Annotated in this window: 20 protein-coding genes; 13 read left to right on the forward strand and 7 right to left on the reverse strand. The window is 49.9% G+C overall.

Annotated features, from left to right (window positions below):
- Positions 1-3 precede the first annotated feature (3 nt).
- From QWY30_RS07575 to QWY30_RS07585, 3 genes are read left to right on the forward strand one after another with little or no spacing between them, the layout of a single operon-like run.
- Positions 4-1,164, forward strand: coding sequence for an acyl-CoA dehydrogenase family protein (locus QWY30_RS07575; RefSeq protein WP_290239766.1), 1,161 nt, complete (start codon positions 4-6; stop codon positions 1,162-1,164).
- A gap of 11 nt (positions 1,165-1,175) precedes the next feature.
- A complete protein-coding gene (locus QWY30_RS07580; RefSeq protein WP_290239768.1) occupies positions 1,176-2,567 on the forward strand; it encodes an MmgE/PrpD family protein in 1,392 nt (463 codons plus the stop codon).
- Between the two features lie 49 nt (positions 2,568-2,616).
- Entirely contained in the window at positions 2,617-3,369 is a 753-nt protein-coding gene (locus QWY30_RS07585) for a glucose 1-dehydrogenase (RefSeq protein ID WP_290239770.1), read from the forward strand.
- A 39-nt stretch (positions 3,370-3,408) separates the two neighbouring features.
- On the opposite strand, the gene rph is transcribed toward QWY30_RS07585, so the two are convergent.
- The gene (rph, locus tag QWY30_RS07590) at positions 3,409-4,149 is read right to left on the reverse strand and encodes a ribonuclease PH (protein ID WP_290239773.1); all 741 of its coding nucleotides are present in this window, start codon (positions 4,147-4,149) and stop codon (positions 3,409-3,411) included.
- A 34-nt stretch (positions 4,150-4,183) separates the two neighbouring features.
- Between rph and ggt the strand changes: the two genes are divergently transcribed.
- A complete protein-coding gene (gene ggt, locus QWY30_RS07595) occupies positions 4,184-6,031 on the forward strand; it encodes a gamma-glutamyltransferase (protein ID WP_290239776.1) in 1,848 nt (615 codons plus the stop codon).
- Positions 6,028-6,960 carry a YicC/YloC family endoribonuclease gene (locus QWY30_RS07600; protein WP_290239777.1) on the forward strand — a complete coding sequence of 311 codons (933 nt, stop codon included), beginning with the start codon at positions 6,028-6,030 and terminating at the stop codon, positions 6,958-6,960. Before ggt ends, QWY30_RS07600 begins: the two co-directional genes overlap by 4 nt.
- Positions 6,961-6,989: 29 nt before the next feature.
- Here QWY30_RS07600 and QWY30_RS07605 read toward each other — a convergent pair whose 3' ends face one another.
- Together QWY30_RS07605 and QWY30_RS07610 are read right to left on the reverse strand one after the other, a co-directional pair.
- The gene (locus QWY30_RS07605; protein ID WP_290239779.1) at positions 6,990-7,745 is read right to left on the reverse strand and encodes an SDR family oxidoreductase; all 756 of its coding nucleotides are present in this window, start codon (positions 7,743-7,745) and stop codon (positions 6,990-6,992) included.
- Positions 7,746-7,833: 88 nt separating this feature from the next.
- Positions 7,834-8,706 carry a sulfurtransferase gene (locus QWY30_RS07610; protein WP_290239781.1) on the reverse strand — a complete coding sequence of 291 codons (873 nt, stop codon included), beginning with the start codon at positions 8,704-8,706 and terminating at the stop codon, positions 7,834-7,836.
- A gap of 91 nt (positions 8,707-8,797) precedes the next feature.
- On the opposite strand from QWY30_RS07610, the gene gmk reads away from it, so the two are divergent.
- The 4 genes from gmk (at position 8,798) to QWY30_RS07630 (ending at position 12,670) form a co-directional block, all read left to right on the forward strand.
- Positions 8,798-9,424: a guanylate kinase gene (gmk, locus tag QWY30_RS07615; RefSeq protein ID WP_290239783.1), complete on the forward strand. Its 627-nt coding sequence runs from the start codon at positions 8,798-8,800 to the stop codon at positions 9,422-9,424.
- A gap of 62 nt (positions 9,425-9,486) precedes the next feature.
- The gene (gene rpoZ, locus QWY30_RS07620) at positions 9,487-9,690 is read left to right on the forward strand and encodes a DNA-directed RNA polymerase subunit omega (protein ID WP_290239785.1); all 204 of its coding nucleotides are present in this window, start codon (positions 9,487-9,489) and stop codon (positions 9,688-9,690) included.
- A gap of 173 nt (positions 9,691-9,863) precedes the next feature.
- A complete protein-coding gene (locus QWY30_RS07625; RefSeq protein WP_435433377.1) occupies positions 9,864-11,993 on the forward strand; it encodes a RelA/SpoT family protein in 2,130 nt (709 codons plus the stop codon).
- An 8-nt stretch (positions 11,994-12,001) separates the two neighbouring features.
- Positions 12,002-12,670 carry a DUF4286 family protein gene (locus QWY30_RS07630; protein ID WP_290239789.1) on the forward strand — a complete coding sequence of 223 codons (669 nt, stop codon included), beginning with the start codon at positions 12,002-12,004 and terminating at the stop codon, positions 12,668-12,670.
- Between the two features lie 52 nt (positions 12,671-12,722).
- Here the strand turns inward: QWY30_RS07630 and QWY30_RS07635 are convergent, their stop codons facing one another.
- Complete coding sequence (locus tag QWY30_RS07635; RefSeq protein WP_290239791.1) at positions 12,723-13,802, reverse strand: TRAP transporter substrate-binding protein; 1,080 nt, start codon at positions 13,800-13,802, stop codon at positions 12,723-12,725.
- Positions 13,803-13,903: 101 nt separating this feature from the next.
- Between QWY30_RS07635 and QWY30_RS07640 the strand changes: the two genes are divergently transcribed.
- Positions 13,904-14,833, forward strand: a complete 930-nt coding sequence (locus QWY30_RS07640) for a DMT family transporter (RefSeq protein ID WP_290239793.1) — start codon at positions 13,904-13,906, stop codon at positions 14,831-14,833.
- Between the two features lie 14 nt (positions 14,834-14,847).
- Here QWY30_RS07640 and QWY30_RS07645 read toward each other — a convergent pair whose 3' ends face one another.
- Positions 14,848-15,522 (reverse strand): ABC transporter ATP-binding protein, encoded by a 675-nt coding sequence (locus QWY30_RS07645; protein ID WP_290239795.1) that lies wholly within the window; start codon positions 15,520-15,522, stop codon positions 14,848-14,850.
- Between QWY30_RS07645 and QWY30_RS07650 the strand changes: the two genes are divergently transcribed.
- A complete protein-coding gene (locus QWY30_RS07650; protein ID WP_290239797.1) occupies positions 15,521-16,180 on the forward strand; it encodes an arylesterase in 660 nt (219 codons plus the stop codon). The two genes, QWY30_RS07645 and QWY30_RS07650, sit on opposite strands and share 2 nt — an antisense overlap.
- Before the next feature lie 4 nt (positions 16,181-16,184).
- On the opposite strand, the gene QWY30_RS07655 is transcribed toward QWY30_RS07650, so the two are convergent.
- Positions 16,185-18,149 carry a SurA N-terminal domain-containing protein gene (locus QWY30_RS07655; RefSeq protein ID WP_290239798.1) on the reverse strand — a complete coding sequence of 655 codons (1,965 nt, stop codon included), beginning with the start codon at positions 18,147-18,149 and terminating at the stop codon, positions 16,185-16,187.
- 161 nt (positions 18,150-18,310) lie between these two features.
- On the opposite strand from QWY30_RS07655, the gene QWY30_RS07660 reads away from it, so the two are divergent.
- Positions 18,311-19,168 (forward strand): 23S rRNA (adenine(2030)-N(6))-methyltransferase RlmJ, encoded by an 858-nt coding sequence (locus QWY30_RS07660; RefSeq protein WP_290239801.1) that lies wholly within the window; start codon positions 18,311-18,313, stop codon positions 19,166-19,168.
- Here QWY30_RS07660 and QWY30_RS07665 read toward each other — a convergent pair whose 3' ends face one another.
- Positions 19,169-19,897, reverse strand: a complete 729-nt coding sequence (locus tag QWY30_RS07665) for a pseudouridine synthase (RefSeq protein WP_290239803.1) — start codon at positions 19,895-19,897, stop codon at positions 19,169-19,171.
- A 20-nt stretch (positions 19,898-19,917) separates the two neighbouring features.
- On the opposite strand from QWY30_RS07665, the gene QWY30_RS07670 reads away from it, so the two are divergent.
- Positions 19,918-20,487, forward strand: a complete 570-nt coding sequence (locus QWY30_RS07670) for a chorismate--pyruvate lyase family protein (RefSeq protein ID WP_290239806.1) — start codon at positions 19,918-19,920, stop codon at positions 20,485-20,487.
- The last annotated feature ends 5 nt before the right edge of the window (positions 20,488-20,492 follow it).

Raw genomic sequence — 20,492 nt, forward strand, 5'->3', positions numbered from 1 at the left:
ATCATGAACTCCAACGTTGATCAGTACCAAGATATCCGTGACGCAATTAGGGATCTTTGCAAGCAATTTCCCGACGAATACTTTCGTAAAGTTGACGAAGTGAGGGGTTATCCCGAGGAGTTTGTCAACGCACTGACCCAAGCTGGCTGGATGGCGGCTTTGATCCCCCAGGAATATGGTGGCTCGGGGTTGGGATTGACTGAAGCTTCCGTCATTATGGAAGAAATCAATCGCTGTGGGGGTAATTCGGGCGCCTGCCACGGACAAATGTACAACATGGGCACCCTTTTGCGTCATGGCTCAACCGAGCAAAAAAACCTGTATTTGCCGAAAATTGCGGCAGGCGAGCTGAGACTCCAATCCATGGGTGTCACTGAGCCGACCACTGGCACCGACACGACAAAAATCAAGACAACCGCTGTCAAAAAGGGCGATCGCTACGTGATCAACGGTCAAAAGGTGTGGATTTCCCGTATCCAGCACTCAGACTTGATGATTTTGCTCGCACGGACAACTCCCCTTGAGCAGGTCACTAAAAAATCCGAAGGAATGTCAATTTTCATTGTTGATTTACGCGATGCGATTGGCAAGGGTCTGACAGTTCGTCCGATTCTCAATATGGTGAACCATGAAACGAACGAGCTGTTCTTTGATAATCTGGAAATTCCTGCCGAAAATCTGATCGGCGAGGAAGGCAAAGGGTTCAAGTACATCTTAGATGGATTGAACGCTGAGCGCGCCTTGATTGCTGCAGAGTGTATCGGTGACGGCTACTGGTTCGTGGACCGGGTCACGGCCTATGTAAAAGACCGCATCGTATTTGGACGCCCGATTGGACAAAACCAAGGAGTTCAGTTTCCAATCGCACGCGCGCACATCAATGTCGAAGCGGCGAGTTTGATGCGTTACGAGGCATGCCGTTTGTTTGACGCAAACCTGCCTTGCGGAGCGCAAGCGAATATGGCCAAGTTGCTTGCAGCCGACGCCTCATGGGAAGCTGCCAATGCATGTTTGCAATTCCACGGTGGTTTTGGTTTTGCTTGCGAATATGACGTTGAGCGCAAATTCCGTGAAACTCGTCTCTATCAGGTCGCGCCTATTTCAACTAACCTGATCCTGTCTTATGTTGCCGAACATATTCTCGGCTTACCTCGTTCCTTTTAAGGGAGATATCGATGACGGCTGCAAGATCAACAGCAGGTGCAACAATTTTGCATCCCAGTGCTGAGCTCGCTAAGTTTGCTTCTGAATTGAAATATTCAGACATTCCTGAGTCTGTGCGCATGCGCTGCGAAGATTTGTTTCTCGATACGATGGCCTCTATTCTTGCCGGATCCACTGCTCGCGCAGTGAAATCAATGGCTAAATATGCGGCACTCATGGGACCTTCTGATGGCAAGTCCGAGGACTTCGTCAACAGAAGGATGACCTCGCCCGTTTTTGCCGCGATGGTCAATGCGGCAGCGGCGCATGTGGTCGAGCAAGACGATGTACACAACGGTTCCGTTTTTCACCCCGCTGCTGTTGTCTTTCCACCGGCATTGGCCGTCGCGCAGGCGATAGGCGCTTCAGGTGAAGAGTTCATTACAGCCTCGGTTGCGGGTTACGAAGTCGGTATTCGTGTGGGTGAATTTTTAGGGCGCTCCCACTACAAAATATTTCATACCACTGGCACTGCAGGTACAGTTGCCGCGGCCGTGACCGTTGGACGTTTACTCAAGCTCACACCCGAGCAGATGCTTCATGCGATCGGATCTGCAGGAACAACGGCATCTGGACTGTGGGAATTTTTGCGTGATGCAGCGGACTCGAAACAGCTGCATACTGCGCATGCTGCCTCTGCAGGCCTGACTGCGGCCTATCTTGCGCAAGACGGCTTTACTGGAGCTCGACGAATTTTAGAGGGCGTTCAAGGTATGGCCGCGGGGATGTCTACGGACGCGGATCCCGCCCGTCTCACAGACCGTTTGGGCGTGCGTTGGGCATTGCCAGAAACATCTTTCAAGTATCACGCGTCATGCCGCCATACACACCCTGCTGCGGATGCACTGCAATTTGCCATGAAGCAGCATGGGCTGAAAGCCGATGACATTTCATCTGTCGTGACGCATGTTCATCAAGGCGCGATTGATGTATTAGGTCCAGTTACGAACCCTCAAACAGTTCATCAATCAAAATTCTCAATGGGCACAGTGCTTGCGCTGATCGCATTGCGTAATTCGGCTGATTTGGCTGGATTTGATCAGGCGTTGAAAGATGGTGCCGTAGCAGCCTTCCGTGACAAAGTGACGATGGAGCTCGACGAAGAGGTCGACACCGCATACCCCCAGCGCTGGATCGGGAAGGTGACTGTCAAAACCAAAGACGGACGCACTTTGACCGGTCGAGTCGATGAGCCGAAAGGCGATCCTGGCAATACCCTTTCCCGCTCCGAAATAGAAGAAAAGACGATGCGTCTTGGAACTTACCAAGGTGCGGCAACGCAGGAACAAGTCAAAAAGCTCACTCAGACAGTCTGGGGGATCAGCAAGCAAGCCAAGCTGGGACAGTTATTAGCAGCTGCTTGATCAAAGGGCCTGATTTTCAGGCCCTTCATTTCTTAAGGAGGTGACAAACATGATGCGTTTGAAAGATAAAGTTGCAATTGTGACCGGAGCTGCAAGCGGCTTCGGAGCAGAAATCGCCCGTAGTTACGCTCGCGAGGGGGCTAAGGTCGTGATTGCGGATCTCAACGAAGCCGGCGCCAAGAAAGTCGCCTCTGAAATTGGTGCCGCAGCGATCGCTGTCAAATGTGATGTCAGCAAGCGTGCGGACATCGATGTGGCCGTCAAGACAGCCAGGGATCATTTTGGCGGTATCGACATCGTTGTCAATAATGCTGGGTATACACACAAAAATCAGCCTTTTCTGGATGTCGATGAAGCAACCTACGATCGTTGTTTCGATGTCAATGTCAAAGCTATCTATCACATGATCAATGCGGTCGTTCCGTCCATGCGATCGAAAAAATCCGGCTGTATTATCAATGTGGGATCAACGGCAGGTATGCGTCCGAGACCTGGGTTGACTTGGTACAACGCATCGAAAGGCGCTGCGAATTTGCTTTCAAAATCACTTGCTGTGGAACTCGCAAGTGACAATATCCGGGTGAACGTTATTTGCCCCGTGATGGGCGATACCGGAATGTTGGGAGATTTTATGGGTGTGCCTGACACCCCTGAAAATCGCGCGCGGTTTATTGCAACCATTCCGATGGGAAGATTGAGTGTGCCCAAGGACATCGCGAATGCAGCCGTCTTTCTGGCCTCTGAAGAAGCCTCTTTCTTGACGGGTCTCGAATTACCCGTAGACGGCGGCAGAACGATTTAACGTTGAGTTCAAGTTAGGTCAGATACACACAACAGAAAGCTATCCTTGACGGGCGGCTTTCTGTTTTTCTTTGAGTGACTGTATTCCCTGCTCTGCCAGGCTCAACAAGGCGTTGAGTTCATGTCGATCAAAAGCATGACCTTCAGCAGTACCTTGTACCTCGACATAGCGCCCAGCGCCTGTCATAACAACATTCATGTCCGCATCGCAGCCAGAGTCCTCCGGATAATCCAAATCAAGCGTGGGGTGACCATTGACCATGCCAACCGATATCGCTGCGACGGAGTCCTTAATGGGATTTTGCGCGATCACGCCCTGCGATAGCAGGCCCTCAACCGCATCCGCCACAGCGATCCATGCGCCCGTAATACTTGCGCATCGAGTGCCTCCATCTGCCTGAAGCACGTCACAATCGACCTGAATCGTTCTCTCTCCGAGCAATTCCATGTCAATCACGGCCCGCAAACTTCGGCCGATTAATCGTTGAATCTCCTGAGTCCGACCTGATTGTTTGCCTTTGGCTGCCTCACGGTCGGAACGCGTGTGGGTGGCCCGAGGCAGCATGCCGTATTCCGCTGTGACCCATCCCTGCCCTTTGCCTTTGAGAAATGGAGGGACTTTTTCCAGTACGCTGGCAGTACAGAGTACTTGCGTTTCCCCCATGCAAAACAATACAGAACCCTCCGCATAACGTGTAAAGTTTCTCTGAACGTTGACCGCGCGAAGTTCGTCGAGTTTTCTGCCTGAAGGGCGTAGATGGACGGTGCTAGTATTTGACACGTTTTGCTCTCATTTACATATATTTGGATAGATCATGATGCGAAATGACCAAAGTCCTCTGCACCAGAGCAACAGTATACGCAGCAGACCCTCAACTGTCTTGATTGTCTCTTTGATGACATGCTGCCTGTTACTCCCATCGCATGCGCGTACTCAGCCCGAAAACGTAGCCGTGACCCGCTACGACAACAGCCTGGAAATATTCCATCCGGTTCGGGCAACGGGTGGAATGGTTGCCTCGGAGCAAAATCTGGCCAGTCAGGTCGGTGCAGACATTTTGAGTCAAGGCGGTAACGCAATCGATGCAGCCGTGGCAGTTGGTTTCGCATTGGCAGTCGTGCTCCCCAATGCGGGGAATCTGGGTGGCGGTGGTTTTATGCTGATCAGAGATGCTAAAAGTGGCGAGACTCGCGCACTCGATTTTAGGGAAACTGCGCCTGCCGCATCGTCGCGCGACATGTTTCTTGATCAAGACGGAAAAGTCATTCCAGGAAAATCCACACGCACGCCATATTCAGTCGCAGTCCCAGGAACTGTGGCTGGCTTGATTTTTGCTGCGCAGCAATACGGTACCTTGCCACTGAACAGGCTATTAGCACCAGCAATCAAATTAGCCGAGGACGGCTTTATCGTCAGTCCAGTTCTTGCGCAACAGTTCAGCTTGCAGCGCGCCCACCTCGAGCGATGGCCTTCCACGCGAGAAGTCTTCTTCAAGCGAAAACCTAACACCGCAGACTGTCCTCTCACGCAATGCCCCGCTGCGAGTCTTGAGACTTATGCCGCCGGCGAGAGATTACTTCAGCCAGACTTGGCGAAAACATTGAGATTAATCGCCCGACATGGAACTGAGGGTTTTTACAAAGGCACCGTTGCCCAAGGCATCGTCGACACACTTTCATCTTCGTCGAAACCGTTGACACTGGAGGATTTGGCAAATTATCGCATTGCCAACCGCGATCCAGTCAGAGGTTCGTATCGAGGATTTGAAGTGCTGTCGATGCCCGCACCGAGTTCAGGAGGCATCCACCTGATTCAAATGCTGAATCTACTCGAGCATTTTCCCTTGTCGGAATATGGCGCAGGTAGCGCACAAACTATTCACTTGCTTGCTGAAAGTGCTCGACTGGCCTACGCCGACCGTGCTGAACATCTGGGTGATCCTGATTTTGTCAAAGTGCCTCAACAAGGGTTGATATCAAAATCTTATGCAAAACAGTTGGTCAAGAATATCGATCCTCAAAAAATGACGCCCAGTAAAAAAGTGTCTGCGGGACGTCCGCAAACATACGAAAGCGACCAAACGACTCATTTTTCGGTGATGGATGCGCACGGTAATGTTGTGAGCTGCACCTACACCTTGAATCTGAATTTTGGTTCTGGCATTGTCGCGCAAGGTACTGGCGTACTTCTAAATAATGAAATGGATGATTTTTCTGCCAAACCAGGGGCACCCAATGCCTTTGGTTTACTCGGCGGATCCGCAAACGCGATTGAGCCAGAAAAAAGACCTTTAAGCTCAATGACGCCCGTCATTGTGATGCGTGATGGTCAACCTTGGCTGGCCACTGGAACGCCCGGCGGTGCAAGAATTATCACGACTGTCCTCCAGACCTTGATCAATACAATTGACTTTAAAATGAATATTGCCGAGGCTTTATCCATGCCAAGAGTCCATCATCAATGGATGCCCGATTTTTTACGCATCGAGCGCGGCATCAGCCCCGACACGATTGATGTATTGAAACAAAAAGGACATGATGTGCGAGTGATGCCAACAATGGGACGCGTGCAAACTGTCCAAAAAAATCATGGCGTGCTTTTTGGCGCTTCTGATCCACGTAACCCCGATGGCGCAGCGATCGGTATTGAGAGTATTCAATGATGAACAGCATGACTGCCTTTGGCAGTGGAAAATCCGAACAGTTTTTTGGCACAGTGACGATCGAACTCAGGTCGGTAAATAGTCGTTTTCTAGACATTCAGTTTCGCTTGCCGGATGAGCTCAGATTGGCTGAACATCCTATCAAAGAACGACTAACATCTGAGCTTTCACGCGGAAAAGTTGAAGTGCGTGCGCATTTCGTGCGCACCCAGACTGCCATGAAATACGAAATATCAGAAGATGCGTTGCACCTTGTCGCAGGGCAACTAGATCGCGTCAGAAAAATTTTGCCTGAGACCCCTTCTCCGAGTTTTTCTGACTTGCTGAGCGTATTAAATACGCAAGCCCCTCAAGTCGATCCGGAACTTTGGTTGAGCGCTTGTCAGGAAGCCTTAAATGTTGCGCTCACCGAGCTCATTGCGGGTCGTCGCCGTGAAGGTCGACGTCTGAGCCAGGCCATGTTGGAAACTGCAGCGCAGATTGGACACATCGTGAACAATGTGGAACAACAAATGCCTGTGCTGCTTGCTTCACAAAAAGAGCGACTCGCACAAAAATTGCGTGAAACGATTCAAGCCGCATTTCCCTCAGGGTTTACACATATTTCCGGTCCTGAGCTCTCCGAACGCCTCGCCAACGAATCAAGCTTATTCGCTTTGCGTATCGACGTTGCAGAAGAGCTGACTCGTTTGAAGTCTCATCTGACAGAATTGGAATATTTACTGAAAGACGAACCAGACGCAAACCCAGGTAAAGGTCAAAGCTCTCGAGGAAGCCCGGGCAAAAGACTGGATTTTTTATTTCAAGAAATGAACCGTGAAGCGAATACCCTGGGCTCCAAGGCGGGCAGCCTGGAAATGTCCAAGGCGGCGATAGATTTAAAACTTTTCATTGAGCAGTTGAAAGAACAGGCGATGAATATCGAATAATCAATATTCATCACCCGTGCAATGAGGTTTTAGCCTCTTCCGACGAATGGCATCGTTGTTGCCATGATCGTGACAAATTGAACGTTAGTCTCAAGCGGAAAACTCACCATTTGAGTGATTGTTTGCGCCACGTGATTCACATCCATGCGTGGTTCAACTCGGGTTGAGCCGTCGGGCTGAGGTACGCCTTTTGTCATGCGCTCCGTCATAGGTGTCGCAGCATTGCCAATATCGATCTGGCTACACGCGATGCGATAAGCTCTTGTATCGAGAGAGATCGACTTAGTCAGACCTGTCACAGCGTGTTTGGTTGCCGTATATCCGATCGAGAATGGACGAGGGGCATGAGCAGAAATTGAGCCATTGTTGATAATGCGGCCACCTTGGGGGGTTTGCGACTTCATGATCCGGATAGCCGCCTGCGCGCACAAGAACATACCCGTCAAATTGATATTGACAATATCCTTCCAGATGTCGACAGGCAAATCCTCGATCGGTACTGGCGGGCCGCCACGTCCAGCATTGTTGAACAGTACATCCAATCTTCCCCAGCGACGTACAACCTCGGCAAACAACGCATTGACTGAGCCTTCATCACTGACATCTGTCACGATAGGGTGCAAGTTCGAAGCGAGTGCTCCACCTTCTTTTTTGGTCTCTTCCAATGCGTCTAGGCGCCGTCCCGCCAATGCGACTTGATAGCCGGCTCTGGCCAGGTGAATCGCCACTGCGCGACCGATACCAGAACCTGCTCCTGTAATCACCGCAACCTTTAATTCAGACATTCTTTTTCCTTATGTTTAACGCTCTGTCTTGAGCGTTGAAATAATAAATGATCAACGCACACTCGTGTGTCGCGTTTCAAGTATTGCGTCAGTTTGAAGCGCGCGCCGGACCCGTTTCAATTAATGCATCGGGCTGCGCGCACCACTCGCTCCAAGAGCCTCCATAGAGCGCCGCGCCTTGAAGGCCTGCAAGCTCCATTGCCAGCAGGAGATGACACGCAGCCACCCCTGATCCGCAACTTGCGACAACCTGATCGGGTGAATGGCGACCCAATATCCTTAAAAATTCAGATCGGAGGACCTCAGGTGATTTAAAGCGGGACTCTTCATCCAGATTATTTTTAGAAAATCGACTTAAAGATCCGGGAATATGACCTGCCTTGGGGTCAAGGGTTTCATTTAAGCCTTGGAACCGATCTTCGGGTCGGCCATCAATAATCAACCGGTCTTGTCGTCCAAGCCCTGAGCGAACATCGGCATAGTTGACAGTTTTAGTCAGGGACGTTGTCCGCTTGAAATTTCCAACTGCCCGGCGAACGGGTTTGTCTGTCGTGAGAGGAAGACCCGCCTGGGTCCACGCTTGAATCGTTCCATCCAGAACTGCGACATGGGAATGTCCAACCCAACGTGCGCACCACCACAGACGGGCGGCATACGAAGCACCTGGCGAATCATAGGCAACGATCAAGGTGTCGGTATTAACGCCTAACGCAGCAAGATCTGCCGCCAGACGGTCAGGGTCTGGCAAAGGATGACGTCCATTTGATCCATTGGGTGCACCACTGAGAACCTCACCCAAATTCAGATAGATGGCTCCAGGGATATGACCAGACTCATAAGCACGAAGTCCGAGCTCGGAATCCACCAAATCGTACCGACAATCGCAAATCAGTACTTTTGCAGGATTTTGTGTCAGTCGAGCCTGAAGCTCGGAAACCGTAATCAGTGGCGGGTTCTTCATGTCCGTTACATTCCTTCAGTCATAAAAAGGGTTGTCGTGTTGAGCACTCTGCTATGCTTTTATCTTATCTAACTAATCTCCATTGTCACCTATGTCTCTGGTAGCCGGAAACGTTTTTATGGTTGTCGCTCCAAGCGGGGCGGGGAAATCGAGCCTGGTCAATGCACTCCTGGCTCGAGATCCCACTTTGTGCCTGTCTGTCTCTTGTACGACACGCCCTCCGCGATCTGGCGAGACTGACGGTAAAGACTATCGATTTGTGACTCGTGAGCAATTTGATGCGCTGCGTCAAAACAACCAGTTGCTTGAATGGGCAGAAGTGCATGGTAATTTTTACGGTACCCCGCGGGACAAGATCGATCAGGCAGTCGCGTTTGGTCAGGACATTTTGCTTGAGATCGACTGGCAAGGTGCCCGACAAGTCAAGAAATTGTTTCCCGAGGCAATTGGTGTATTTATATTGCCGCCCTCGATTTCTACGCTTAGAGAGCGACTCACACAACGGGGACAAGACGCTGAAACAGTCATTGAAAGGCGAATTGAGGCCGCGAGTGAGGAAATCTCTCATGCACCGGAGTTTGAATATGTTATTATTAATCAAGACTTTAGCGTTGCCTTGACACAATTAAGCCAGATCATTGAAACAGCCAAGTTGCGCTACCCTCGTCAACTTGCCAGAAATCCAGATCTATTTAGATCCTTTGATTTGCTCCCTTGATAGTTCGCTAAAGCTATACTAGTCATCACTTGTAAAACTCACACTTCTCAGACAGGATTTCCATGGCCCGCATCACCGTTGACGATTGCCTCGAGCATATTCCTAACCGTTTTAAGCTCACATTGGCAGCTACGTACCGTGCGCGCGAACTCGCACAAGGCCACGCAGCGCGCCTGGACAGCAAAGATAAGCCTACAGTGACCGCTCTTCGCGAAGTTGCAGCAGGCTTGACCGGTATCGAAATGCTCCGCAAGGTTCCAACCTGAGCTAATCAATCATGGCCTTCCCCGGACTTCGGTATGCATCATCCGGGTTACTAGCCGCCCTGCGCGCAGGCTCACGTCTCACCCGAAGACCGACCGCTCCTCAAGAAAAACTTGGAGCGGTTTCTGGTTCAGCCACACCTGTTGTCACAGAAGCAGAACCCGCCATTGCTTCAATGGCTTCCCTGCAACTTCTGCTTGATGGCTATCTCGATGCCAAAGATGTTGCACTCGTTCGCGATGCCTATCGTTTTTCAGATCAGGCACATTTAGGACAGTTTCGTTCAAGCGGTTCTCCTTACATCAGCCATCCCATCTCGGTAGCTGAAATATGCGCAGGCTGGAAGCTTGATGTGGACGCCATCCGTGCCGCTTTGTTGCATGATGTCATGGAAGACCAGGACATTGCGAAACAGGAGCTTCTCGAAAAATTTGGACCGGAGGTCGCTGAACTCGTAGATGGGCTCTCTAAACTTGACCGACTCGAATTTGCAAGCAAGGCACAGCAACAGGCTGAAAGCTTTAGAAAAATGTTGCTGGCTATGGCGCGAGATATTCGCGTCATTCTCATCAAGCTCGCTGATCGGTTGCACAATATGCGCACGCTTGATGCGGTCAGTCCAGAAAAGCGCAGACGTGTTGCTCGTGAAACTCTGGATATCTATGCCCCAATCGCGCACAGATTAGGTTTGAATGCACTGTACAGAGAACTGCAGGACCTCTGTTTTGCCGCGATTTATCCCAACCGCTACCGCGTACTCGAAAAGGCTGTGATGGCCGCGCGTGGCAATCGACGCGAGGTGTTGACGCGAATCGACGAGCAGGTTCGCGCAGCGTTACCCGCGGCTGGGATCGACAGCGAAGTCAGAGGACGTGAGAAAACTCTCTATGCCATCTATAGCAAGATGGTCAAGCAAAAGAAAAGTCTGTCGAATGTGCTCGATATATATGGTTTTCGGGTAATCGTCAGAACCCTGCCTGAGTGTTATATGGCAATGGGGATTGTTCATCAGCTCTATCGGCCTGTTCCAGGCAAGTTCAAAGATTACATTGCCATCCCTAAAATCAACGGTTATCAATCTCTTCACACAACCTTGGTTGGACCATTTGGCACCCCCATCGAGTTTCAGTTTCGAACACACGATATGCACCAAGTGGCTGAGGAAGGCGTAGCGGCCCACTGGTTATACAAAGGGGATCAGTCGAATCTTCAGGAAATTCAGTCGCGAACGAGCAAATCTCTGCAATCGCTATTGGATATACAAAATCAAACAGGGGATTCAACCGAGTTTCTCGAGCATGTAAAAGTCGACTTGTTTCCTGATGCTGTGTATGTCTTTACTCCCAAGGGAAAGATTGTTTCATTACCCCGTGGCGCCACGGCTGTAGATTTTGCCTACAGCATCCACACAGATGTGGGCAATCATGCCGTGGGATGTAAAGTAAATGGTGAGGAAGTGCCTTTGCGCACTGAACTTGCAAATGGCGATTCAGTCTCCATCACGACCTCACAAACATCACGTCCAAGTGCCCAGTGGCTCAACTATGCAAGAACGGGTCGCGCGCGTTCAGAAATCAGACACTATCTGCGGACTTTGCAATACGATGAATCTGCAGCATTTGGCGAAAGAATGCTCACTCAGGCTTTAAGCGAGCTTAAACTGAGTCTACCAGCCAGTGATGACCCAATCTGGGAAAAATTAGCCAAATCGAGTGGAGCCAAGTCGCGCGAGGAAATTCTCGCGGATATTGGACTTGGAAAACGATTGGCTGCGGTTGTCGCTCGCCGCTTCGCGCCCGATCACCCATTAATTGCCACAACAGCTGCTGCGGATGATGAGATGTCGTCCGCAAAACTTACGCCCATCCAAATTCATGGAAATGAAGGTCAAGGTGTGCAACTAGCGCCTTGTTGCGGCCCCCTACCAGGCGACCAAATTATCGCTGGCATTCGTGTTGGACATGGTCTCGTCGTGCACACCGCAGAATGCCCTGTGGCTCTCAGAGCAAGAATCAAAGAGCCTGAGCGCTGGGTTGAAGTTGCCTGGGACGAAGAAACAGCTAAACATCTGTCGGCGCGAATTGATATCGTCGCTAAAAATGAACGCGGCGTATTGAGTCGAATCGCGGCAGAAGTTGCGCAGGCGGATTCCAATATCATTCACGTCACGATGCACGATGATGCAATGGCGACTGTCGTTCTCAATCTTACCGTTCAGGTCGACAGCCGCAGACATCTTGCGCAAGTTTTCCGTTCCATTCGACACGTTCCTCAAGTCAAAAAAATCATTCGAGCCAAAGGTTAAGCATCACCATGACGAAATCAGCAGTGATTGAACAGTCTCAACACGCAAAGGGTGAACTCCTGATCTGGACGGACGTGACCCCAGAAAATGAGCATGACTTTAATCAGTGGTACGACACTGAGCACATGCAAGAGCGCGCATCCATTCCTGGCTTTCAATGGTCACGTCGTTATCACTCCAAGACTGCGTCACGCCCCTATCTGGCACTGTATCGTACCGATTCGTTGCATGTTTTTACCAGCGACGTTTATCGCCAGGCTTTTGAAAACCAAACAGAATGGTCGATACGCAACTTCAGCGCCATGCGCAACACAAATCGGCGTGTCAATGCTGTGACAGAAGTTTTTGGCGCAGGGACCGGCGCTGCTGTCAGCCTCGTCTGTTTGGGTAATATAGAAAATGCACAACGCGCATTGAACGCTCATGAAGCTCTTCTTCAGGCGGTGACCGGAATCCTGACAGTGAGAATACTCACTCCAGATCCCGCGCTTTCAAAGCCCTTGCCATCTGAGGATGTGAGCAAAAGAGTCCTAGAGCCATTTATGGTCATCGATACGACCACGTTGGAAAGCGCCCAGATCGCTGGGGCCTGGATCAGCAACTTTTTAAGTTTGCCAACAGAGAGCCATCACACTTTCCAGCTTCTTTGGGATTTGCGTGCCACCGACCTGAAGTAATGACTTCAGATCACCCGAGTGGCATTGCTCAAGAAGAGTGACTGACTGCAAACTACTTTTTAACATTTGTTTTAAGTAGTTTGCCAACTGTCTGGTTATAGTCAGCGACGCAAGAATCTGAGCATCTTTCTGCCCATGCAGAAAGAACTTTTTGCGTCGCGAGCCGTTTCACCAACGCCAGATCTGCAGCCGTGGGGACGACCAGCGTCATTTGCCCCCGTGGTATCAATGCACATTCTTTACTTCCGGTGTTGCAATCAATTCCGCGTTTGGTCAGCTTTTCAGAGAACACCCATAAATTCTCAATGAGTTGCTCAATGTTCGCCTCGATAAATCCTTGCAAAGGTGGAGAAAGCTTATCCCAGGCTTTTTGATTGACAGCATGCACTTCTTGATTCCAGCCAATAGGCAGAGCAAACAAATGTGTGGTAACTGTGTACCACTTGGCGGTGTAACCTGACAGCGCTCCTGCGACTGCACAAGTAATCGTTTTCTTTTCAAGAGCATTCAGTACCTCACCAAATGGGATATTGACGCTTTTCGCACCCAGTGCTTCGAAAAGTTCAGCTTGGGTTTGCGTAATCGTCCTGATTGTTTGTCCGCGCAGGTCTGACAATCCTCTCATCTCGGTATTACAGAATAAAAACTGAGCGCCATAGGGGGCAATGCCCAGCATCTTTATTTGCTGTGAGGACGAAAGGTAATGACTCAGCACGGGTGAAAAGGCACTGGCGGTTTCTTTGGCAATGCTTGAACTGGATGCAAGTCCTGCTATGTCAACGGCTTCGAAAAGGGGATTGTCGGGTGCGTAATATGAGAGTGGCAAGACGCCAAATTCAATCACCCCCTGCCCCATGAGACGCATCAGCTCCTGGCCTTTGAGGCCCATTTCGTCAAAACCCTTGATCTGAGCGGTGACTGCACCCGCAGAGCGTTCTGAAAGAGTGTCGCTCCAAAATGGTTTTTCAACATCTGTGTAAGTTAAACGTGTACTGCGCCCGCCGACAACATTCAACTCAGTTTGAGGTAAAAACTGGGCAAAAGCATTGAGGGAAATGCTCAAAAACAGACCCAAAACCACCCGTAAGATGATGGTTCGATAAAAATCCGTAAATAGGCGGTTGGTTTTCATAATGTAGGATTTTAGCAAGGCTCTGTCACGATACAAGATAAATAACAAGCGTATGATCTCAGTCGTACCCCCAAAATACACTACAGATAGGAGTCTGGTCGATGCCCCGGGTCACCGCCCTCAATTCAGCACAAGCATCCACCTACCCTGCCCAGCGGCCTTTGTTAGGCGTCGCTTCCTTACTTCTTTCCTTGCTTCTATTGACAATGCTTGATGGCATGGGCAAGTGGGTCATGGCCGTCGGGGTTCCCCTGCTCGTTTTTTGCTGGTTTAGATACGCCATTCATTTGGTTTTGTTGTTATTCATTATTTTGCCCAGCCGCGGATTGACTGTTTTTAAAAGCAAAATGCCGAAACTGCAGTGCTTGCGGGCAGCTGCGATGCTGGGATCGGCACTTTCTTTTTTTACTTCTTTAAGCTACCTGCACCAAGCCGAGGCGACGGCCTTGATTTTTATCGCACCACTTCTGATGCTTTCGATCGCTCCATGGGTTTTAAAGGAGCCCATCAGAAAATCGCGCTGGGTAGCCGCAGCGATTGGATTAGTCGGGGTGATGATAGTGATACGACCGTCTGCAGGACTGCCAGCGATGGGCGTCATCATGGGTCTCATCACAGCCTGTTTATTTACGGCTCAGCATCTTTTATCAAGAATGCTCGCCCACGACAGCGCATTCACAACGGTACTTTGGAGTGGAGCGATCGGTGCAGGAACACTGACATTAAGCTTGCCTTTTGTTCTTCCGGATGCCGTGGATATTCTTAAAACACTCAGCCCGCTTAACTGGGTGATTTTATTGCTCAGTGGTGTTGCAGGCGGCTTGGGACACCTCTTACAGATTCAATCCTATCGATATGCTCCAGCGTCCTTGCTGGCGCCATTTATTTATATTCAGATTACTTTTGCCGCGACCATCGGATGGATCGTCTGGTCCCATTTACCCGATCAAACCACGTGGATCGGTATAGGTATTATTTGCGCAAGTGGAATATTCAATAGTCTGATTGAGTGGCGTCGGAGTCGTACTTGATGTTCAGCCGCAGATCATAGATCGAGACGACCAGAATGCAAAACAAGCTGCCTGTCACAACGGGCCGCCAATGATGGATCATGAGTCACCAAGATCAGAGTGGTGTTTTGTTGCCTTGCCAGTTCGAACATCAACTCAATGACTTTCGAACCTGTTGTTTCATCCAGACTACCTGTTGGCTCATCAGCAAAAATAAGGACTGGCTTTTGAACAAAAGCGCGAGCAATCGAAACGCGCTGCTGCTCTCCGCCAGATAATGTGGTTGGGTAATGATTGAGTCTTGCACCAAGCCCCACACGCAGCAACATTTGTTTGGCAGGTTCCTCCGCAGCAATCCCAGCCAATTCCAGAGGAAGCATGACATTTTCAATGGCAGTTAAATTTGGAAGAAGCTGAAAAGACTGGAATACAAAACCAACGTTATTTGCTCTAAAGGCTGCTCTTTCATCCTCATTCATGGCTGAAAGAGATTGACCTAGCAATTGAACTTCCCCAGAGCTTGGCTGGTCCAAACCCGCAAGTAAGCCCAGGAGCGTTGACTTGCCTGATCCCGAAGCTCCAGTAATTGCAATAGACTGGCCTTGAGTGACGGTAAAACTGACGTCATCTAAAATATTCAACATACCCGATGCATCGGATACCCGCTTGCAAAGCCTATTGACTACTATCGCATTAGTGGCAGCATTCATGAATTCATTCTCTTTCTATCGACGCATGATCTTATTAGGGATCTTGGGGCTGTCTGTTGGCCTAGCATCGCTTCAACACGCCCAAGCTCAACAACCAACACAAACAATAACAGAACGGATCCTGATCATTGGGGACAGCCTGTCGGCTGAGTATGGATTAAAGCGAGGGACTGGCTGGGTAGAACTATTGAAACAATCCCTGGCTAAAACGCATCCGTCTGCGGAAATTATCAATGCAAGTATCAGCGGCGACACGACAAGTGGGGGGGTGTCCAGAATCAAAGCACTACTTGCGCGGACAAAACCGAATATTGTCTTGATCGAACTCGGGGCCAATGACGCGTTGAGAGGTCTGCCCTTGTCATTGACGAGAAATAATATCCTTGAAATGGTTCGGCTGGCGAAAGAGACTGGCGCACAGGTTCTGCTTGCAGGCATGCAAATTCCACCAAACTACGGTACGGAATACACCACTGCATTTAGAGAATTATTTGCGCAGATTGCGCAGTCTGAGCAAACCGGACTCGTGCCATTTTTTCTGGAAGGTATTGCCGATCGGCCTGAAATGTTCCAGGCCGATACCATTCACCCTAATGAACAAGCTCAACCAATTTTGATGGGAAACGTTCTTGAAAAGCTCGCACCCATGCTTCGATAACTATTTAAAGTTTGGCTGCGTCTAACTCACCGCTGATGAGTTTATTCGCATCCGGCAATAGTTTGACTTTGAACTCGTTTCGCAACACCTTGAGAGCCGCTTGTTCCTCTGCAGCCCCCCATGCTTGAGAGAGTTGTGCTTGCAACTGATTAAGCTGAGTTGCCTCAGGTTTTGCACCTGGCTCAATCTTTGATACTTTTAGGATCGTATATTGATCCGCCCCTGCCACACCTACAAAACTGGGTAAAGGCTGTGGGCTCGCAGACATTGCAGCTTCGAGCTGCTCTCGTGTCAAAGATGAAGGTTGTTGCCGAGTGACTTCTACCGCTGGTTCAAAATCCTTAACCTCACTATCGGGTTTGGCCTTCAGCAGATCCAACTCCTTTTGACCCGCAGCTTGTGCCGCGGCTAAGGAAAGCTCATCAGTTAACCGTTGCTTGATTTGCTGTGACACAGCAGCCAAGGCTGGAACATGCGCGGGATGAATAGCCGATACACGAATGGCCACAATCACATCGGGAGAAACTTCAATTACTCCTGAGTTGAGTTTTTCCTTCAAAACGTCCGAGGAAAAAACAGCCTGACGAACTTTAGGATTACCCAAGATAGTCTGTTCATCTTCAGGCAACTCAGGTCCCGATCGTTGCGAAGCGGGCAAGAGACCATCGCGCGTCAAACCGGAAGCCGAACGAATCGGCAAATTCAACGCTGTCGCAATAGGACTCAAACTATCTCTTTGGTCATATACCAAACTGGTCAGTTTGCTGCCAAGCTGAGCGAATTGTTCTGCAGCAAGTTGCTTGCGAATTTCGTTTGTAATGTCCTCTTTGACTTCTGCGAGAGATTTGACCGAGGCAGGCTGAATATCTACGACGTTGATGATGTGATATCCAAAAGGACTTTCCACAACACCTGATATCTTGCCACGCTCCAGATCGAACACTGCATTTTCAACTTGGGGGACAAGCATGTTTTTAGTGATCCAGCCTAAATCCCCACCTTGATTGGCCGAACCCGTATCTTGGGAAAAGTCCTTGGCGAGCGACGCGAAAGACTGGGGAGCCGCGGCAGCTTTCTTGGCCAAATCCTCTGCTTTCGCACGAGCCTCTGCCTTGACTGCATCATTGGCCGAGGCAGGTAACTCTATCAATATATGACTCACACGCCTACGCTCGGGTTGGCCATATCTTGCTTGGTTCTGTTTATAAAAACTTTCTATGTTTTCTTCGGTCACCTTGACATTTTTTGAGGCGGCCTGCTCATTGAGAACAATAAACTGAACGTCAACATTTTCAGGAATCAATAATTTTGACTGATTACTGTCGTACCACTTTTTGATATCCGCCTCGGTCACATCGATTGATTTTGAAAAATCAGTAGCAGAAAAGACACGACGCTCAACAGTCCGTTTCTCAGTCAGAAGCGCAAGAATATTTTCAGAGACTTCGGCAGGAACCCGCGCAGTCAATCCAATGGGTTGAAGCACTTGAGCGATAGCCAAATCACGCCGTAGGCCCAGTTCGAACGTCGTGGGGGTCATGCCTTGAGCCGCCAGCACGTCGCGATAGCGCTGAGATGAAAACTGACCATTTTCCTGGACTGCAGGGATGGCTGCGATTGTGCGACGAAGCGTCTCGTCAGACACTGAGTAACGCCCTTTGGCTGCTGCAAGCGCTACGGTCCGCTCATCAATCATCCGATTGAGAAGTTGTTCACGAAATTCTGGCGTATCAAACGCTGCCGGATCGAACTGGCTACCTAAAGCATTGCGATACTGCTCGAGCTGAGCCGTTCTTGCTTGGTTGAACTGACCCAAAGTGATGGGTTGATCCCCGACAGAGACTAGCTCAGGCTCACTGGCCATGAAGCTCGAATATCCCTGAACGCCAAAGAAGACAAAGGAAGGAACAATGAGGAGCAACAAAATAAGCTGCATCCAGCGCTGATGACTACGAATGAAATCAAACATAAATGAGTCGCACACCTAAAGAGTAAGCCGCCGAAGTTTACCACTCGCTTGCGTTATGCTTAAAGCGCTTTTACGGCTCTGGTACAGATGGGGTTAGACTGCGTCAACCGCCTTTCTGATCCCACACGAACACTAAAATTAGCTTTATAACGGAGAGTCATTTGTTCAGTTACCGCCATGGTTTTCATGCAGGCAATCATGCCGATGTGCTCAAACACATCGTTTTGACCCATATTCTTCAATACTTCAATCAAAAAGACACGCCCTACTGGTTCATCGACTTGCATGCTGGCGCTGGTTTATATGACTTGGAAGGACAATGGGCCCAGAAAAAAGGCGAATACGTGGATGGAATCGCTCGAATCTGGCAAGCAAAATCGCCACCACCCGCTGTGATGCATTATTTAGACATGATCCGGGATCTGAACCCTGACGGAAACCTACGCATTTATCCCGGATCACCTTGGTTGGCTTTGGAAGCATGTCGATCTCAAGACAAATTACGACTGTTTGAAATGCATCCGAACGAATCGAACATCTTGAGACAAAATCTTGACCAACGCACAGTCCGTGTGCCCCGCCAAACTGCTGTGTTTGGTGATGACGGATTCGCAGGACTCAAAGGTCACATTCCTCCCCCCTCTCGTCGTGCAATCGTGTTGATTGATCCTTCTTACGAAGACAAACATGATTACAGAAGGGTGATTGATACGATGAAAGACGCGATGGTCCGTTTTCCAACAGGCTGCTATGCAATATGGTATCCACAAGTGCAACGTCGCGAAGCTCAAGAACTCCCGCGACAAATTGAAAAACTAGCTGGAAAAAACTGGACACATGTCAGCTTGACTGTTCACAAACCAGGCGCGGACGGTTTAGGACTGCACGGGAGCGGTATTTTTGTGATCAATCCCCCGTGGACCCTCGCCGCTACGATGAAAGAAACATTGCCCTGGCTTGTCCGCACCCTTGGTCAGGATGAGCGAGCGTCATACAAACTCGATTTTCTGACACACTAGCTAAAAGCGCTCGTGGGGACCAAGGTAACGCCATTGCCCAACAGGAAGATCTGAGAGCCTGACGCCTCCAATTCTGACGCGTTTAAGTCCGAGGACCTTGAGACCGACGAGTTCGCACATCCGGCGAATTTGGCGTTTCTTGCCTTCGCGCAGCACGAACTGAAGTTGATCATCGTTTTGCCATCTGACTTGCGCGCGTTTTAAACGCTTGCCGTCAAGCGAGAGACCTTCATTCAGCAGCTCAAGTCCACCAGGGGCTAAACGCCCCTGAACACGGACCAGATATTCTTTTTCGATTTCGGAGTCCTCGCCGATCAACTGTCGCGCGATGCGCCCATCTTGAGTCAGTACCAAGAGTCCTGTCGAATCTATGTCAAGCCGACCAGCCACAGCCAACCCACGCAAATGAGCACGATCGAATTTAAGCGGACTTCTATCCGTCTCAGATCGACTTTGAGCATTGATCAGGGCGACTGCAGGGGTGTAGCCATCCTCCGCTTGTCCCGAGACATAAGCCATCGGTTTATGGATCAGGATTGTGACTCTGGATATTTGCTGCGCAGCAGCATTTCTATCAAGAGTAATCGTCTGCGAGGGAAAGGCTCGTTCGCCAAGCGTGGCGACTACACCATCGACCTTCACCCAACCGCGTTCGATATAGCTGTCCGCTTCTCGACGTGAGCACAAACCCCGGTCTGCCATCAATTTTGAAATACGCAACTTTTCCATAAGTTGGATAATACACATCCATGAATAGATTTGAACGTCCAATGACCTGGCGCAAACAACCCAGACCTTCATTATCTGAGAACCAAAAGGCTTGGTTAACCAAACCCGGTGCGTTGACACATGCACTGCGCAAGATCGGACCCTTGACACTACGAGTGATCGCCGAGTACTCAGATGGGGCGACACCCGAAGAAGCTCAGCCTTTGGGCTTGAACACCATGTCTCCTGTATGGATCAGGGAGATTGTCATGAGTGTTGATCATGTTGAGTGTGTGGTGGCAAGAAGCGTCACGCCTCTCCAAGCCTCTCACGGCGTCTGGCAAGGCATGCGTCGCCTGAGGAGTCGGCCACTGGCGGACATTTTGTACGACAACCCCGAAATCACCCGATCGAGCTTTGAATTAGCGTGCCTCAACAGACAAACGGCGCTTTATCGAACAGCGTATCCTTTTACCCAAAAGTCACTGGCTGAGCTCTGGCCTCACCCTGCTCTTCTGGCCAGAAGATCAGTATTTTCGAGGCAAAACACTCCGCTCTTAGTCACGGAGTGTTTTTTACCTGAGTTTTGGCGGATAAGTTTAAGCAAGTGAAAAAG

This window comes from Zwartia panacis (genome assembly GCF_030410395.1).
GTDB lineage: Bacteria > Pseudomonadota > Gammaproteobacteria > Burkholderiales > Burkholderiaceae_B > Zwartia > Zwartia panacis.

Excerpts from the sequence above, each read along its gene's own strand:
- QWY30_RS07665 (WP_290239803.1), bottom strand. The coding sequence starts at position 19,897 with ATGGAAAAGTTGCGTATTTCAAAATTGATGGCAGACCGGGGTTTGTGC.
- QWY30_RS07650 (WP_290239797.1), top strand. The coding sequence starts at position 15,521 with ATGAATTCATTCTCTTTCTATCGACGCATGATCTTATTAGGGATCTTG.
- ggt (WP_290239776.1), top strand. The coding sequence starts at position 4,184 with ATGATGCGAAATGACCAAAGTCCTCTGCACCAGAGCAACAGTATACGC.
- gmk (WP_290239783.1), top strand. The coding sequence starts at position 8,798 with ATGTCTCTGGTAGCCGGAAACGTTTTTATGGTTGTCGCTCCAAGCGGG.
- QWY30_RS07655 (WP_290239798.1), bottom strand. The coding sequence starts at position 18,149 with ATGTTTGATTTCATTCGTAGTCATCAGCGCTGGATGCAGCTTATTTTG.
- QWY30_RS07670 (WP_290239806.1), top strand. The coding sequence starts at position 19,918 with ATGAATAGATTTGAACGTCCAATGACCTGGCGCAAACAACCCAGACCT.
- QWY30_RS07575 (WP_290239766.1), top strand. The coding sequence starts at position 4 with ATGAACTCCAACGTTGATCAGTACCAAGATATCCGTGACGCAATTAGG.
- QWY30_RS07580 (WP_290239768.1), top strand. The coding sequence starts at position 1,176 with ATGACGGCTGCAAGATCAACAGCAGGTGCAACAATTTTGCATCCCAGT.
- QWY30_RS07645 (WP_290239795.1), bottom strand. The coding sequence starts at position 15,522 with ATGAATGCTGCCACTAATGCGATAGTAGTCAATAGGCTTTGCAAGCGG.
- QWY30_RS07625 (WP_435433377.1), top strand. The coding sequence starts at position 9,864 with ATGGCTTCCCTGCAACTTCTGCTTGATGGCTATCTCGATGCCAAAGAT.
- QWY30_RS07605 (WP_290239779.1), bottom strand. The coding sequence starts at position 7,745 with ATGTCTGAATTAAAGGTTGCGGTGATTACAGGAGCAGGTTCTGGTATC.
- QWY30_RS07635 (WP_290239791.1), bottom strand. The coding sequence starts at position 13,802 with ATGAAAACCAACCGCCTATTTACGGATTTTTATCGAACCATCATCTTA.
- QWY30_RS07600 (WP_290239777.1), top strand. The coding sequence starts at position 6,028 with ATGATGAACAGCATGACTGCCTTTGGCAGTGGAAAATCCGAACAGTTT.
- QWY30_RS07610 (WP_290239781.1), bottom strand. The coding sequence starts at position 8,706 with ATGAAGAACCCGCCACTGATTACGGTTTCCGAGCTTCAGGCTCGACTG.
- QWY30_RS07640 (WP_290239793.1), top strand. The coding sequence starts at position 13,904 with ATGCCCCGGGTCACCGCCCTCAATTCAGCACAAGCATCCACCTACCCT.
- QWY30_RS07630 (WP_290239789.1), top strand. The coding sequence starts at position 12,002 with ATGACGAAATCAGCAGTGATTGAACAGTCTCAACACGCAAAGGGTGAA.
- rpoZ (WP_290239785.1), top strand. The coding sequence starts at position 9,487 with ATGGCCCGCATCACCGTTGACGATTGCCTCGAGCATATTCCTAACCGT.
- QWY30_RS07585 (WP_290239770.1), top strand. The coding sequence starts at position 2,617 with ATGATGCGTTTGAAAGATAAAGTTGCAATTGTGACCGGAGCTGCAAGC.